Below are 13,732 nucleotides of genomic sequence, written 5' to 3'. Positions count from 1 at the left end.
TCTTTGCCTACGCCGCCACGACGCGCGGCGCATCCACCGCATTCGACGGCTGCACCGGCTTGCTCAGCATCGTGACTTCGCTGAAGCCGACGGCGCTGAGCTGCTCGCACATCAGCGCGCGCGCATCCGGCGCCATCGACGCGTCGGGCACCACGACGGCGCGGGCATTCGCCGTCAGCAGTTCGGCCGGCAGGTCGGAGGCGCTGCCGGCATCGAGCAGCACGTGGTCGTAGGCGCGCAGCAGCGCGTCGACCGCCAGGGTCACCCGCGGCGACTGCAACAGACTGCGATCGAAGCCGGGACGGCCGGGCAAGACCAGATGCAGCCGCGAGAGCTTGTCCCGGGTGATGATTTGCGCGAACGACGCCTCGCCCTGCATCAGCTCGGCAAGGCCGGGTGCGGAGGCGTCGACGGATACGGCGGCCATGGTCGGCGAGGACGCGGCAAGATCGACCACGACAACCCGCGCATCGCGCGCGAGATACCGGGCCAGTGTCAGCGTCGACAGCGTGACGGCTTCGCCGGCTGCGGTGCCGAGCACCGTGACTTTCTTCGCCCCAGCCCCGGCGGCGCGCAGGCTAGCGGCCAGGCGTTCGATCTCCGCGAATTCGCTGACATCGGCATCCGCCGTCATCTCCGGCTGAAGCGGCGCGGGCTCTGCCATGACCGGATCGACGAACGGCTCGATGACCATCGGTTGAACAACTTGTTCCTGGCGAGCCGACGCCCGCGTTTGCGCTGGCGTGAATACAGCGACTGCACGGGGCGCGGTCTGGCGCAACAACTCTCCGGTGACGACGACGCCGGACGAGAGCAACAGTGTCGCGATCGTCGCGATCAGCACGATCGGCAGCTTCTTCGGATAGGCCGGCATGTTCGAGACGATGGCGCGTGAGATGATGCGGCCATCCGTCGGCGCGGTATCGATGGTCTCGCGGGTGTTCGCTTCACGGTACTTCGCGAGATAGGTCTCGAGCAGGTCACGCTGCGCTTTTGCCTCACGCTCGAGGGCGCGGAGCTGCACGTCCTGGCCGTTGGTTGACGTCGCCTGCTTCTTGAGCTGCTCGAGGCTTGCGGACAATTCCTGAACGCGCCCGGTGGCGGCACGCGCATCGTTTTCGAGCGTGCGGGCGAGCTTGGCGGCCTCGTCGCGGATCTGGGTGTCGAGGTCGGCGAGCTGCGCCTTCAATTCCTTGATGCGCGGGTGGTTGCCAAGCAACGTCGACGATTGCTCGGCCAGCTGCGCCCGCAACGCCACGCGCTGCTGGGAGGGCGTGCGCATCGATTCCGAGTTCAGCACTTCCGACGACTCGATCGGTTTGCCGCTCTGGATCATCTCGCGGATCAGGCGCGCCTTGGACTCGGCATCGGCCTTCAGCGCGCGCGCATTGTTGAGCTGGGTGTTGACCTCGCCCATCTGCTGGTTCGACAGCGTCGTGTTGTTGGTGCCGATGAACAGGCTCGACTTGGAGCGGAAATCCTCGGCCTTCGCTTCGGCCTCGGAGACATTCCGTCGCAGCTCGTCGATCCTGCCGCCATACCACTGGCTCGCGTTCCGGGCCTGGTCCTGGCGCGCATCCTGTTGGAGCACGAGATAGCCGTCGGCGATTGAATTGGCGACGCGCGCGGCGAGATCGGGATCGGCGGACTGGAATTCGATCACGATCACGCGCGACTTGTCGACGGCGTAGGCCTGGAGGCGCTCGTAATAGGCGTCGAGCACGCGCTCTTCCGGCGTCATCGAGAACGGATCGCGGCCGATGCCAACCAGCGCCGCAAGCGACCTCAGCGGCGAAATGCCTTGCAGCACCGGATCGAACTCGGGCCGCTCCGCAAGCTTGTTCTTCTTGATGATCTCGCGCGCGAGGTCGCGCGACAGCACGAGCTGCACCTGGCTGGTGACGGCCTCGGCGTCGAGCGCCTGCCGCTCCTCGGCGCGATCGCTGTTGGGGCGCAGAAACACGTTCTCGCGGCCGTCGATCAGGATGCGGGACTCAGACTTGTAGCGCGGCGTGACGAGATTGACGATCGCGACGGACGCGACGAGCGCCAGCACCGTCGGCACGATGATCCAGCCGCGCTTGCGCGCCAATGCCGCGCCGAGCGCGTGAAGGTCGATGTCGCCGGATTCGACTGGCTGCTGCGTCGGAGCAACGGGCGCAGGCTTTGCTTCGATCCTGGGCGCGAGTTCGGCCCGCTTGGTTTCGGCTTTGGCCTTCGAGACGGCCCGCTCGACCACCGCCCTGTCCTTGCCGCCACGCCAGAACGCTAAACGCATCGAACACTCCCGCAGGCGCAACGCCACGAACTTACCTGAACCGGGGCGATTACACTCCATTAAGGTTGCCGCTGGGTTAATCGCGGCATCCGACAGCTCGCGCGGGCGCGCTCGTCACCGTTTGTTAACTACGAGGGCTCTTAATCCGTCTCGATTATTTCGTGAGTTTTGTTCGAGCATTCGCCGTCGAGCGCTGGTTTTGATCATGCCCCCCTCTCAAGACCAGCCGCTTCGCATCCTGCACGCCGTGCGCGCTCCAGTCGGCGGCATCTTCCGCCACATCCTCGACGTCGCCAACGGCCAGGTCGACCGCGGCCATCATGTCGGCATCCTCGCCGACAACCTCACCGGCGGCGAGCGCGCCGACAAGGCCCTTGCCGAGCTCGCACCGCGACTGAAGCTCGGCGTGCACCGGATGGCGATCCGCCGCGAACCGTCGCCGGACGATGTCCTGGTCTGGCTTCGCTTGCGGCGCCTGATCGCTACGCTCAAGCCCGACGTCATGCATGGCCACGGCGCCAAGGCCGGTGCTTTCATCCGCATGCGGCGGCGCTCCGACGACACCATCCGCATCTACACCCCGCATGGCGGCTCGCTGCATTATCCCCTCAACACGCTCAAGGGCGAGTTTTACGCGCGGCTCGAGCGCACGCTGATGGGCGCGACCGACCTTTTTCTGTTCGAAAGCGCGTTTGCCCGCGACACCTATCAGCGCATCGTCGGCACGCCGAAGGGCGTGGTGCATTGCGTCTTCAACGGTGTGACGCCGGAAGAATTCGAGCCTGTTATCATCGCCGGCGACGCCACCGACCTCGCTTATGTCGGTGAGTTCAGGCACATCAAGGGCGCCGATCTGCTGGTCGATGCGGTGGCGCGCCTGCACGAGGGCGGCAAGAGGGTCACCCTGACGCTCGGCGGCGATGGCGAGGAGACCGCGGCGTTGAAAGCGCAGGTCGAGAGGCTTGGCCTGACCAGTGCCATCCGCTTCATCGGCCATGTCAAGGCGCGCTACGGCTTTTCCAAGGGGCGGCTGCTGGTCGTTCCCTCGCGTGGCGATTCCATGCCCTATGTCGTGATCGAGGCCGGTGCTGCCGGCATTCCGATGATCGCGTCCAAAATCGGAGGCATCCCCGAGATTTTTGGGGCGGAGAGCCCGGCGCTGTTCGCGCCGAGCGACGCGGAGGCCATGGCGGAGGCGATTGCGGCCGCGCTCGACAATCCGCAAGCGACCGTGCAGCGCGCATCGTCTTTGCGCGAGCGCATCTCCGCGCATTTCTCTCAGCAGGCGATGGTTGATGGCGTGCTCGCGGGATATCGCGACGCATTTACCAAACGCTAACCATCCTTAAGGCCCGCTTTAGAGAATCTTCCGATTTGTTCGATACTCGATGTGCCAGGGGATGCTCGCCCGGGGCGCAAGGACGCGTCCCGCGGGTTTTTGGAATGGACGTGGACGCCCGTGGAACCGCTCAACGCACGCTCGATGCTCGATGCCGCGACCAGCGCCGCGGCGAACCCGGCTGACCCGCCCTTTGTGGAGCGCCGCCGCCGACTCTCGCCCGCCGCGCTGGACATCGTCAACCAGAAGGTCGCCCGCGCCTATTCGCCAATCGTAATCACCGGCTTCGTCCGCCTGGCCGATTTCGCGCTGCTGAGCCTTGTCGGCATCGCGCTCTATCTCGGCTATGTCATGCCGCTCGCCGGCTCCTTCAGCTGGGTTTATCCCGCGCAAATCATCGCCGTCGCGATCTCCGCCGTGGTCTGCTTCCAGGCCGCCGACATCTATCAAGTGCAGCTGTTCCGCGGTCAGCTCCGGCAGATGACGCGGATGATCTCCTCCTGGTCGTTCGTCTTCCTGCTGTTCATCGGCATCTCCTTCTTCGCCAAGTTCGGCAGCGAAATATCGCGGCTGTGGCTTGCCGCCTTCTACTTCCTCGGGCTCGCCGCGCTCGTCTGCCAGCGCCTGGTGCTGCGCTCGCTGGTGCGCGCCTGGGCGCGCGAAGGCCGGCTCGACCGCCGCACCATCATTGTCGGCTCCGACCGCAACGGCGAACAATTGGTCGAGGCGCTGAAAGTGCAGGAGGATTCCGACATCCACGTGCTCGGCGTGTTCGACGACCGCAACGACAGCCGCGCGCTCGATACTTGTGCCGGCGCGCGCAAGCTCGGCAAGGTCGACGACATCATCGAGTTCGCCCGCCGCACCCGCGTCGATCTCGTGCTGTTCGCGCTGCCGATCTCCGCCGAGACGCGCATCCTGGAGATGCTGAAGAAGCTCTGGGTGCTGCCGGTGGACATCCGCCTCTCCGCGCACACCAACAAGCTGCGCTTCCGTCCCCGCTCCTACTCCTATATCGGCGAGGTGCCGACACTGGACGTGTTCGAGGCGCCGATCACCGACTGGGACCTGGTGATGAAATGGTTGTTCGACCGCATCGTCGGCACCCTCGCGCTGCTCGCGGCCCTGCCGGTCATGGGATTGGTGGCGCTCGCGGTGAAGTTCGACAGCCCCGGCCCGGTGCTGTTCCGGCAAAAGCGCTTCGGCTTCAACAACGAGCGCATCGACGTCTACAAGTTCCGCTCGATGTACCATCATCAGGCGGATCCGACGGCCTCGAAGGTCGTGACCAAAAACGATTCGCGCGTCACCCGTGTCGGCCGCTTCATCCGCAAGACCAGCCTCGACGAGCTGCCGCAGCTCTTCAACGTGGTCTTCTCCGGCAATCTCTCTCTGGTCGGCCCGCGTCCGCATGCGGTGCAAGGCAAGCTCCAGAGCCGCCTGTTCGACGAAGCCGTCGACGGATATTTCGCCCGCCACCGGGTAAAGCCCGGCATCACCGGCTGGGCCCAGATCAACGGCTGGCGCGGCGAGATCGACAACGAAGAGAAGATCCAGAAGCGCGTCGAGTTCGACCTCTATTACATCGAGAGCTGGTCGGTGCTGTTCGATCTCGTCATTCTGCTGAAGACGCCGATGTCGCTGCTGACCAAGAACGAGAACGCATATTGAGCTGAGTTTCTCCGTCATGCTCCGCCTTGTCCGCAATTGCGTACTCGGGCGGGGCATCCAGTACGCCGCGGCGCCGCCATAGAGCCTCGCTGTCTCGGAGTACTGGATCGCCCGATCGGACGATGAGAGCGTGTTTTGTGGCGTACCGGTAGCGTGAGCGTGTGATGGCGTATGCGGCGACAGCGGGGGAGATGAATGCAGCGGTTCGCGCTGCGCCCGGCGTGCTGGCGCTTCAGCGTGCGCTGGTGTGGCTGGTCGGCGCCTCCGGCGCGATCGTCTTCATCGAGCCGAGCCTCTACGAGATCGTGACGCTGCTGGCCACTGTCACCTTCTTCGCCACCGGCCTGCGTCTGCGGCTCGCCCTGATGCCGCTGGTGCTGATGCTGGTCCTGCTCAATGTCGGCTACACGATCAGCGCGATCCCGCTGTTCGAAAAGTCCGAGGTGGTGAGCTGGATTGCGACCTCCTGGTACATGGCGGTGACGGTCCTGTTCTTCGCCATGGTCACATCGGAGGACACCACGGCCCGGCTCGACATGCTCCGCCGCGGCCTCGTGATCGGCGCGATGGTCGCCTCGCTGTCGGCGGTCGCCGGTTACTTCCACCTGGTCCCCGGCGGAGACGACCTCCTCACACTTTACGGACGCGCGCGCGGCACGTTCAAGGACCCGAACGTGCTCGGCGCCTTCCTGATCCTGCCAGCGCTTTTTTCCCTCCAGAGCGTGGTTTCCGACAAGCTCGGCAAGGCGTTCCGCAACGTCATTGCCTTCGGCATGATGTCGCTGGCGATCCTGCTCGCGTTCTCCCGTGCCGCCTGGGGCGGGCTGGTGCTGACATCCGCCTTCATGCTGGCGCTGATGGCGCTGACCAGCCGCACCAACGCGCAGCGCTCGCGCATCATTGTCATGGCGATCCTGGCCGCGGTGCTGGGCCTGGCGCTGATCGCGGTGTTGATGTCGTTCGATTCCATCGCCGAAATGTTCAAGCAGCGCGCGAGCTTCGACCAGAGCTATGACGAAGGCCGGTTCGGCCGGTTCGGCCGGCACATCCTCGGTGCGGAGATGGCGCTCGACCTGCCGTTCGGCATCGGCCCCCTGCAATTCCACCGCTTCTTCCCCGAGGACACCCACAACTCCTACCTCAACGCCTTCATGTCCGGCGGCTGGCTGTCCGGCATCTGCTATCCCGCGCTGGTCTTCACGACCGTCATCATGGGTATCAGGCACATCTTCGTCCGTGTGCCATGGCAGCGCGCCTATCTCGCCGTCTTCTCCGCCTTCGTCGGCACCGTCGGCGAAAGTTTCGTGATCGACACCGACCACTGGCGGCACTTCTGGATGATGCTGGGCGCGATGTGGGGCATGATCGCGGCCGCACAGATCTACAAGACTAGGGCTGGCGACGAAGCTTCTTCAGCTTGAGATCGGGACGCTTCTCCGGCGGCGTGTCTAGCAGGCCCTTCAGCGCCGCGGTCGCCGCGAGCACGCCCTTGTAGCCCTCATTGGCGAAGCGCAGCAGCAGGCGCAATTCCGCGTCGGAATAGCCGCCAAAAACCTTCTCCATCGCCTGCTGCATCGGCACGTAGAACTGGCCGATCCCTTCTATCGCCTCCGGCACGACAGCAATGAAGACCTTGCGGCGATCGGCATCGTCGCGTTCCCGGCGTACCAGCCCCGCCTTTTCGAGACGGTCGAGCACGCCGGTGATGGCGCCCGTCGTCAGGCCGGTGACTTCGGCGAGCCGGCCGGCGGTGACGCGGCCTTCGAGATACAGGATGTCCATGCATTCGAGGTCGGAATTGGCAATTCCGGCAACGTTCGCAACCGTCTGGCCATAGAGCACGCCCTGCGCGGACGACCGGCGCATCGCCTCCTCGAGCTCCTGCAGCAGCGCAGCGCGCGCCTTCGTCCTTGACAAGGCAGACCTCATAACTTAGTCAATATATATCTTAGTCGCTAAGATATTTAGCGATCTTAATTCTCCTAGCACCACGGAAACGTCGGGAGCAAGCCATGTCCAACCGTCCCCGCAAGGCCCTGATCATCGGCGCCGGCATCGCCGGCCCCGTCGCCGCGGTCCTGTTGCGCCGCGCCGGCATCGAGTCCGCGATCTACGAGGCCTGGCCCTATTCGAAAGGCATCGGCGGCGGCCTTCAGATCGCACCGAACGGCATGCAAGTCATGGACGAGATCGGCCTTTCGAACGAGCTGATCAGCCGCGGCTCGATCGCGGAGTCGTTCGACTTCTATTCGCAAGGCGGGGAGGGGCTCGGCTCGATCAATCGCGACATGGCGCGGCGCTTCGGCCAGCCGGCGGTCAATGTCTGCCGCGCCACGCTGAACGAGATGCTGATCGACAAGGCCTGGTGCGCCTGTGTGTCGCTGTATTTCGAGAAGCGCCTGATCAAGATCGAGGACCGCGGCGACCAGCCGATCATCGCCTATTTCGCCGACGGCACCACCGCCGAAGGCGACTTCCTGATCGGCGCTGATGGCGTGCACTCGGTTGCGCGGCGCCAGGTCGTGCCGGACGGACCGCAGCCGTTCGACACCGGACTGATCGGCTTCGGCGGCTTCGTTCCGTACGCCGTCCTCGACGGCCGGCCGATCGGCCGGAACGTCGAGACCACGTTCGGGCAGAGTGGCTTCTTCGGCTACGGCTATTGCAGTCCCGATCCGAACGACGGCGTGATGTGGTGGAGCACGCAGCCCGCACACGGCATGGACGCGGCGATGTTCCGCGCGCTCGACCCGACGACACTGAAGCAGCACCTGCGCGGCTTCCATCGCGGCTGGCATGATCCGATCCCCGCCATCATCGACGCGGCCGAGAACATCGTGGTCACCGACACGCTCGACGTCGCGACCCTGCCGACCTGGTCGCGCAAGCGCTCGCTGCTGATCGGCGACGCCGCGCATGCGACCAGCCCGCATGCCGGCCAGGGCGCCTCTCTCGCGCTGGAGGATGCGATGCGCCTCGCCCGGCTGATGCAGCAAGGCCAGGAGCTCGGCGCCACCTTCCAGGCCTTCGAGGCCGAGCGACGCCCGCGCGCGGAAAAGATCGTCGCTCTGGCGCGCCGGAACGGCAACAGCAAGCGCGAACTCAGCGCCACCGGCGCTTGGATCCGCAATCAGATGATGAAGTGGCTGCTGCCGCTGGGTTCGAAGAGCATGGAGTTCATGTACACGTACGACGCGCGGGCGGTGTAGTTGCGAACGCTGTCATGCCCGCGAAGGCGGGCATCCAGTACGCCGCGACCTCTCGATTCGATCAGTGCCATCTCTGGGATACCGGATCGTCCGGTCAAGCCGGACGATGACACCGCGATTGCGGCAAGTGACCGCCTCTATCTCTCCACGGCGAATGTCAGCCCGGCGTGCTCGACCAGCCGCTTGATCAGCTTGTGCTGCATCGCTGCGCCCGGCGTCCAGAAGCCCGCGGCGACGTCTGTCGCGTCACGCAGCATGCAGATGGCGCATTCGGAGATCATCTTCGAGGTCGAGCCGTAGCCGGGATCGCGGTCGCCGGTGACGCCGGCGCGAACCATGCGGCCATCGGGTGCGATCGCGATATAGAGCAGGTCGAAGAGACCGTTTTCGCGCTCTTCCTTCGACGGCCCCTCGCCCGGCTTCGGTGCGTCGGGGCCCGTCTTGCCCGCATTGGCCGCCATCACGAGCTTGGCGTTGGCCTCGCCGTTCTCGCCGGGGCCGGTCAGGACCATCTCGTCGTAGACGAAGTCCTGGCCATAGGGGAAGCCCATCAGCATGTTGGAGCGATGGACGTTGCGCGTGTTGATCAGCGCCATCGTGAACGGCGCGGCCCAGGATTGCAGGTCCTCCTCGAGCAGCGACCTGTTGCCCTTCGGCTGCTTCGGGCCGGTGAAACCCGGTGTCAGCGCGAACGGATCGTTCAGGATCGTGATGAGGCTGATGTCTTTGGCAACCGCATCGAAGGTCGCCTTCGCGCTCGCCGCGGTGCCGCCCGAGAGCGTGCCGCGCATATCGCGCACGCGACCTTTCACGCGCGACGCCGGTGCGCCGAACATGCGCTTGGCCTCTTCCTGCACGAAGAACGCACCGAGCTCGAACGGCACGGAATCAAAGCCGCATGAAAACACGATGCGCGCGCCGCTCTCTTTTGCAGCCGCCTCGTACTTGTCGATCATCTGGCGCATCCAGATCGGTTCGCCGCAGAGATCGAAATAATCCGTGCCGGTGGCGACGCAGGCCGCGAGCAGTTCCTCGCCGTAGAGCTGATACGGACCCACCGTCGTGACCACCGACATCGTCCGTTCCGCCATCGCCTTCAGCGAAGCCGCGTCAGACGCATCCGCGACAATCAGCGGCGTGTTCCCGGGCGCGCCGACCGCATCGCGTACCGATTTCAGCTTGCCAAGGCTACGGCCTGCCATCGCCCATTTGAGCGTCTTGTCGCTCTTGTAATGCTGGGTCAGATATTCGGCGACGAGCTGACCGGTGAAACCGGTCGCACCGTAGACGATGATGTCGAATTTCGCAGAGCTCATGGTCGGCCTTTACTTCTTCGCGTAACTCACGCCCATGCCGGCACGGACGTCGCTTTGAATACCGTAGGGCGGGATCGGATAGCGCAGGCCGTTTTTGGCCAGCGCCTTCATGCCCAGAACCGCCTTGGCGAGATGTTCCGGCTTCAATGCCATCAGCATCTCCTCGTCGGGCACGCCGCCATAGCGCCGTTCGGCATAGCATGGCAAGGACAGGCTGGGCTCACCGCTTTTGAGCGCCCGTCCCCAGGAATCCGCGCACGCGGTCTCGCCGACGACACCCCATTCGAACTTCTTGTAGCCGGTATATTGCAGACCGTTGATCAGGATGATCATCTGTCCCGGCGTGGCGTAGACGAGGCAGATGTCGGGCGGATCGAGCCGGCCGCTGGCGAGCGGGCTGACCGCGAGCGCCTGGTACTGGCCGAACGGAACGACGTCCAGCGCCTCCTGGCGTTTGCGCGCGTCCTCTGCCGTGCCGTGCCAGACCCCGACATAGTTTTCGCCGGCGAGCCATTTCTCGTCCTGCGGTGCAAGTCCGATCACGGCGCGGCATTGCGCGCCGACGAGATCGTCGCCGGTAATGCCGACGGTCCAGCCGAGCCGCGAGGCCATGCTGACGATCTGGTCTGTCGTGTGAACCGCGTTCGGCCGCCGGATTTTCGGGATCGCCTCCATCTCCGCGGTACGCGCGAACAGCTTCATGCCGATCACGGTGGTCTTCAGCCGCAGCAGGCTGTTGAGATCGGCGACGAGGCCGGCAAGATCGATGCTGTCTGCACTCTGCTGTTGCATGGCGTCCTCCCGGCCGGCGGTCGCGCGCCGGCGCTATTTATTGTTTCTTGAACGGTTCTAGTCCTTCGCCGGTCCCGGGAGCAACTCGCTAGTCCGGCCCATCAGGCGGTAGGCAACGAGCCCGATCCATTCGCGCACCGCCACTTCGGTCCTGGCAAGACCGTCGCCGCCGACATTGGTGAAAGAGAGGAGTGCGTCACGCCCGCCCATTCGCCAGTCCACGGGATAGGCTTCGACGTCAAATCCGGCCTTGCGGAAGATCCCCATCGCGCGCGGCATGTGAAAGGCCGACGTGACCAGGAGCCAGCGTTCGCCCGGCTTTGGCGATACCAATTGCCTCGTGAAGATCGCATTCTCCCAGGTGTTGCGGGAATCGCGATCGAGAATCAGGCGATCCTTCGCGATGCCGAGGCTTTCGAGGATCGGCGCGGAGTAGTCGGCCTCCCTGGAATCGGTTTCGACAAGATTCGCAGTGCCCCCGGTGAAGACGATGCGCGCATTGGGATAGCGGCGCGCGAGCCCGGCCGGCGCAAACAAGCGATCGGCCGCGTGCGAAACGACTGGCGTGCGATGCGCCGCCGACAGATCCGTGTCGATGGAGCCGCCAAGCACGATGATGCCGTCGGGCGCGCCGCGCGCCGGGTCCCATGCCGGAAACCGCGATTCCAATGGATAGAGCAGCAGATTACCGAGCGGCGAGAACGCAGCCAGTGCCAGCAGCACCAGCGTGGTCACGGCGAGCTTGCGGCCGAGCGCGGAAAAACGCGTCGCCATCAGCAGCAGCGACAGGATTCCCAGCTCGATCAGGAGATTGATCGGCAGCAGCGCGGTGCCGATGGTCTTGGAAAGAACGAAATACAGGGGAGCCTCGCTGGAATGATCGTGCCATGTACGGGCTTGACCAGCCCATCCATCTTCAGAAATCTTCTTGAAAGAGGATCAATCACCCGGTCAAGCCCGGGCTCGATGAAACCGGACGGACAAGCCACATGACCCATCACCACCTGCATTCCAGCCCCGAAACCTGCCATTGGGGCTTCTTCGAAGCTGCGCTCAAGCCCGTCCTCACCATCGCGAGCGGTGACGAGGTGACGGTCGACACCATCAGCGGCGGCCCTGACATGCTGCCCGACCGCAGCAAGTTTCACATCCCGCCCGAGATGTTCGAGGTTCATGCCAAAAACGAGCGCATGCTCCCCGGCCATATCCTCACCGGCCCGATCGCGGTCGAAGGGGCCGAGCCCGGTGACGTGCTCGCGGTCGAGATCCTCGACGTCCAGCTCCGCCAGGATTGGGGCTGGAACATGATCAAGCCGCTGTCCGGCACTCTGCCCGACGATTTCCACGAGACGCGCATCCTGAACATCCCGCTCGACCGGTCGCGGATGGTCGGCCGCATGCCGTGGGGGCTCGACCTGCCGCTCAAGCCGTTCTTCGGCGTGATGGGCGTTTCGCCGCCGCCGGCCTGGGGCCGCATCTCCTCGCTCGTTCCGCGCGCCATGGGCGGCAATCTCGACAACAAGGAACTTGGCGCCGGTGCGACACTCTATCTGCCGGTATTCGTTCCCGGCGCGCTGTTCTCCTGCGGCGACGGCCATGCCGTGCAGGGCGACGGCGAGGTCTGCGTCACCGCGATCGAGACCGCACTCCAGGGCCGCTTCCGCCTGACGCTGCGCAAGGACCTCAGGCTCGATTATCCCCGCGGCGAGACGGCGACGCACTACATGACCATGGCGATGGACCCCGATCTCGACCAGTGCGTGGTGCGGGCGCTGCGCGATATGATCGTGTTGCTCGGCGAGAAGCGAAACCTGTCGCGCGAGGACGCCTATACGCTGTGCAGCCTGGCGGCCGATCTGCGGGTGACCCAGACCGTCAACGGCTGCAAGGGCATCCATTGCATGATCGAAAAGGCGATCGTGCACGGCTGATCCGGCCCGCCCTTTCTGACCCATCGACGCCACACCGCCGCCCGGCCTCTCGGACGGCGCGTTGCGCCATGCCGAACTTCCCCAGCGATTCCAATGGGCTGACGCATCGGCCGAAGCCGGATTTGACTTCCGCCTCCAAACCTAAATAGACTCTTAATCGTTACTTTTATGTACCCGCGTATGAGGCTAGCGTTTAGGCATGGCCACCGAAAAAGCCGAGACTGACCGCATTCCCGTAACCTTGGCGCTCTCGACCATCACCTATCTGGAGAAGCTGGTGAGACAGGGCACCCATGGCACCAGCGTTCCCGGCGTCGCACGTACCTTGATCGAGGAAGGCATCCGTCTCGCCATCAAGGACGGGCTTTTGTCGATTCGCGACAATGGCAGGACGTGAGCGCGCGCCGGACGTGAGGCGGACGGATCTCGAGAGGCGGATGGCCGACATCTGCAACCTGGGACCGCTACAATGCCTGTTCTCTCACCGACTTCTTCACAGACCTGGACCGACGAACGAATCGAACTTCTGAAGCAGCACTTCGAGGCCGGCCTCTCCTGCCGCGAGATCGCCGCCGACATCGGCGTCAGCCGCAACGCCGTGATCGGCAAGCTGTCCCGCCTGAATCTGACGCGCGGCCGGACCATCGACGACCGCAAGGTTCAGAACAGGGGCACCGCGCCGGCGCGCGCGCCGCGGACCGTGCCGCGGCTGCAATACGAGATGCTCGCCACGATCTATGGCGAGACCGGCGCGCCCGTAGTCACCGGCCCGATCGACGATGCCAATCGCTGCTCGCTGCTGGAGCTTGCCGAGAACCGCTGCCGCTGGCCGATCTCCACGCCTGGCGCAGACGATTTCTGCTTCTGCGGCAACTCCGCATCCGACGGCCAGTCCTATTGCGCCGGCCACAGCCGCCTCGCCTACCGGCCAAACTCCCGGGCGCGCGTGATGCGCGGCTGAGCCGTGTCCCAAAAACGAAAAACCTCCGGCAGGGCATTGCCGGAGGTTTCTGGAGGCTTAGCATCACGCCAAGAGCCGCAACTTTCGTAAATCGGCTGCAAGCCATATAGCTTAGTAACTCAGGTAAGTAAATAAATTTGGGCCGGTCGAATCGCATGGCTCGTCTTCGTCGTCCGCACGGGCTACCGGATTTTCCGAAAGCCATCTCGTAAAAAGCCCCGGCGGTTTCCCGCCG

12 protein-coding genes are annotated in these 13,732 nt (G+C 64.7%); 7 read left to right on the top strand and 5 right to left on the bottom strand.

The genetic code is table 11. The features are described 5' to 3' along the window. Window positions 1–7: 7 nt before the first annotated feature. On the bottom strand, window positions 8–2,278 hold the full coding sequence (locus tag ABIB06_RS18400; protein WP_354049641.1) for a GumC family protein: 2,271 nt from the start codon (window positions 2,276–2,278) through the stop codon (window positions 8–10). A 205-nt stretch (window positions 2,279–2,483) separates the two neighbouring features. On the opposite strand from ABIB06_RS18400, the gene ABIB06_RS18395 reads away from it, so the two are divergent. The 3 genes from ABIB06_RS18395 to ABIB06_RS18385 all read left to right on the top strand — a co-directional run bounded on the left by ABIB06_RS18395 (window position 2,484) and on the right by ABIB06_RS18385 (window position 6,709). Continuing rightward, on the top strand, window positions 2,484–3,617 hold the full coding sequence (locus ABIB06_RS18395; protein WP_354049642.1) for a glycosyltransferase family 4 protein: 1,134 nt from the start codon (window positions 2,484–2,486) through the stop codon (window positions 3,615–3,617). A gap of 120 nt (window positions 3,618–3,737) precedes the next feature. Continuing rightward, on the top strand, window positions 3,738–5,288 hold the full coding sequence (locus ABIB06_RS18390; protein ID WP_354049643.1) for an undecaprenyl-phosphate glucose phosphotransferase: 1,551 nt from the start codon (window positions 3,738–3,740) through the stop codon (window positions 5,286–5,288). Between the two features lie 164 nt (window positions 5,289–5,452). Beyond that, window positions 5,453–6,709, top strand: coding sequence for an O-antigen ligase family protein (locus ABIB06_RS18385; RefSeq protein ID WP_354069202.1), 1,257 nt, complete (start codon window positions 5,453–5,455; stop codon window positions 6,707–6,709). Here the strand turns inward: ABIB06_RS18385 and ABIB06_RS18380 are convergent. Then, window positions 6,678–7,154: a MarR family transcriptional regulator gene (locus tag ABIB06_RS18380; RefSeq protein ID WP_354049667.1), complete on the bottom strand. Its 477-nt coding sequence runs from the start codon at window positions 7,152–7,154 to the stop codon at window positions 6,678–6,680. The two genes, ABIB06_RS18385 and ABIB06_RS18380, sit on opposite strands and share 32 nt — an antisense overlap. 146 nt (window positions 7,155–7,300) lie before the next feature. Between ABIB06_RS18380 and ABIB06_RS18375 the strand changes: the two genes are divergently transcribed. Further along, window positions 7,301–8,497 carry an FAD-dependent monooxygenase gene (locus ABIB06_RS18375; protein ID WP_354049645.1) on the top strand — a complete coding sequence of 399 codons (1,197 nt, stop codon included), beginning with the start codon at window positions 7,301–7,303 and terminating at the stop codon, window positions 8,495–8,497. Window positions 8,498–8,634: 137 nt separating this feature from the next. Here the strand turns inward: ABIB06_RS18375 and ABIB06_RS18370 are convergent, their stop codons facing one another. From ABIB06_RS18370 to ABIB06_RS18360, 3 genes are read right to left on the bottom strand one after another with little or no spacing between them, the layout of a single operon-like run. Further along, window positions 8,635–9,813: a saccharopine dehydrogenase family protein gene (locus ABIB06_RS18370; protein WP_247443219.1), complete on the bottom strand. Its 1,179-nt coding sequence runs from the start codon at window positions 9,811–9,813 to the stop codon at window positions 8,635–8,637. 9 nt (window positions 9,814–9,822) lie between these two features. Further along, window positions 9,823–10,605: a DUF169 domain-containing protein gene (locus tag ABIB06_RS18365; RefSeq protein WP_354049646.1), complete on the bottom strand. Its 783-nt coding sequence runs from the start codon at window positions 10,603–10,605 to the stop codon at window positions 9,823–9,825. 57 nt (window positions 10,606–10,662) lie between these two features. Further along, window positions 10,663–11,430 (bottom strand): YdcF family protein, encoded by a 768-nt coding sequence (locus tag ABIB06_RS18360; RefSeq protein WP_354049668.1) that lies wholly within the window; start codon window positions 11,428–11,430, stop codon window positions 10,663–10,665. Window positions 11,431–11,594: 164 nt separating this feature from the next. On the opposite strand from ABIB06_RS18360, the gene ABIB06_RS18355 reads away from it, so the two are divergent. From ABIB06_RS18355 to ABIB06_RS18345, 3 genes are all read left to right on the top strand, one after another. Continuing rightward, window positions 11,595–12,536 carry an acetamidase/formamidase family protein gene (locus tag ABIB06_RS18355; RefSeq protein ID WP_247349397.1) on the top strand — a complete coding sequence of 314 codons (942 nt, stop codon included), beginning with the start codon at window positions 11,595–11,597 and terminating at the stop codon, window positions 12,534–12,536. Window positions 12,537–12,735: 199 nt separating this feature from the next. Beyond that, the gene (locus ABIB06_RS18350; RefSeq protein ID WP_007603456.1) at window positions 12,736–12,933 is read left to right on the top strand and encodes a hypothetical protein; all 198 of its coding nucleotides are present in this window, start codon (window positions 12,736–12,738) and stop codon (window positions 12,931–12,933) included. Window positions 12,934–13,005: 72 nt separating this feature from the next. Next, window positions 13,006–13,497 (top strand): GcrA family cell cycle regulator, encoded by a 492-nt coding sequence (locus tag ABIB06_RS18345; protein ID WP_247443209.1) that lies wholly within the window; start codon window positions 13,006–13,008, stop codon window positions 13,495–13,497. Window positions 13,498–13,732: the final 235 nt, after the last annotated feature.

Origin of the sequence: Bradyrhizobium sp. LB8.2 (assembly GCF_040548035.1) — a bacterium.
Taxonomy (GTDB): Bacteria; Pseudomonadota; Alphaproteobacteria; order Rhizobiales; family Xanthobacteraceae; genus Bradyrhizobium.
The sequence above is the reverse complement of the archived record's forward strand: the minus strand, read 5'-3'. Positions and strand labels throughout refer to the sequence as shown.

Excerpts from the sequence above, each read along its gene's own strand:
- ABIB06_RS18355 (WP_247349397.1), top strand. The coding sequence starts at position 11,595 with ATGACCCATCACCACCTGCATTCCAGCCCCGAAACCTGCCATTGGGGC.
- ABIB06_RS18380 (WP_354049667.1), bottom strand. The coding sequence starts at position 7,154 with ATGCGCCGGTCGTCCGCGCAGGGCGTGCTCTATGGCCAGACGGTTGCG.
- ABIB06_RS18395 (WP_354049642.1), top strand. The coding sequence starts at position 2,484 with ATGCCCCCCTCTCAAGACCAGCCGCTTCGCATCCTGCACGCCGTGCGC.
- ABIB06_RS18370 (WP_247443219.1), bottom strand. The coding sequence starts at position 9,813 with ATGAGCTCTGCGAAATTCGACATCATCGTCTACGGTGCGACCGGTTTC.
- ABIB06_RS18375 (WP_354049645.1), top strand. The coding sequence starts at position 7,301 with ATGTCCAACCGTCCCCGCAAGGCCCTGATCATCGGCGCCGGCATCGCC.
- ABIB06_RS18385 (WP_354069202.1), top strand. The coding sequence starts at position 5,453 with ATGGCGTATGCGGCGACAGCGGGGGAGATGAATGCAGCGGTTCGCGCT.
- ABIB06_RS18345 (WP_247443209.1), top strand. The coding sequence starts at position 13,006 with ATGCCTGTTCTCTCACCGACTTCTTCACAGACCTGGACCGACGAACGA.
- ABIB06_RS18365 (WP_354049646.1), bottom strand. The coding sequence starts at position 10,605 with ATGCAACAGCAGAGTGCAGACAGCATCGATCTTGCCGGCCTCGTCGCC.
- ABIB06_RS18400 (WP_354049641.1), bottom strand. The coding sequence starts at position 2,278 with ATGCGTTTAGCGTTCTGGCGTGGCGGCAAGGACAGGGCGGTGGTCGAG.
- ABIB06_RS18350 (WP_007603456.1), top strand. The coding sequence starts at position 12,736 with ATGGCCACCGAAAAAGCCGAGACTGACCGCATTCCCGTAACCTTGGCG.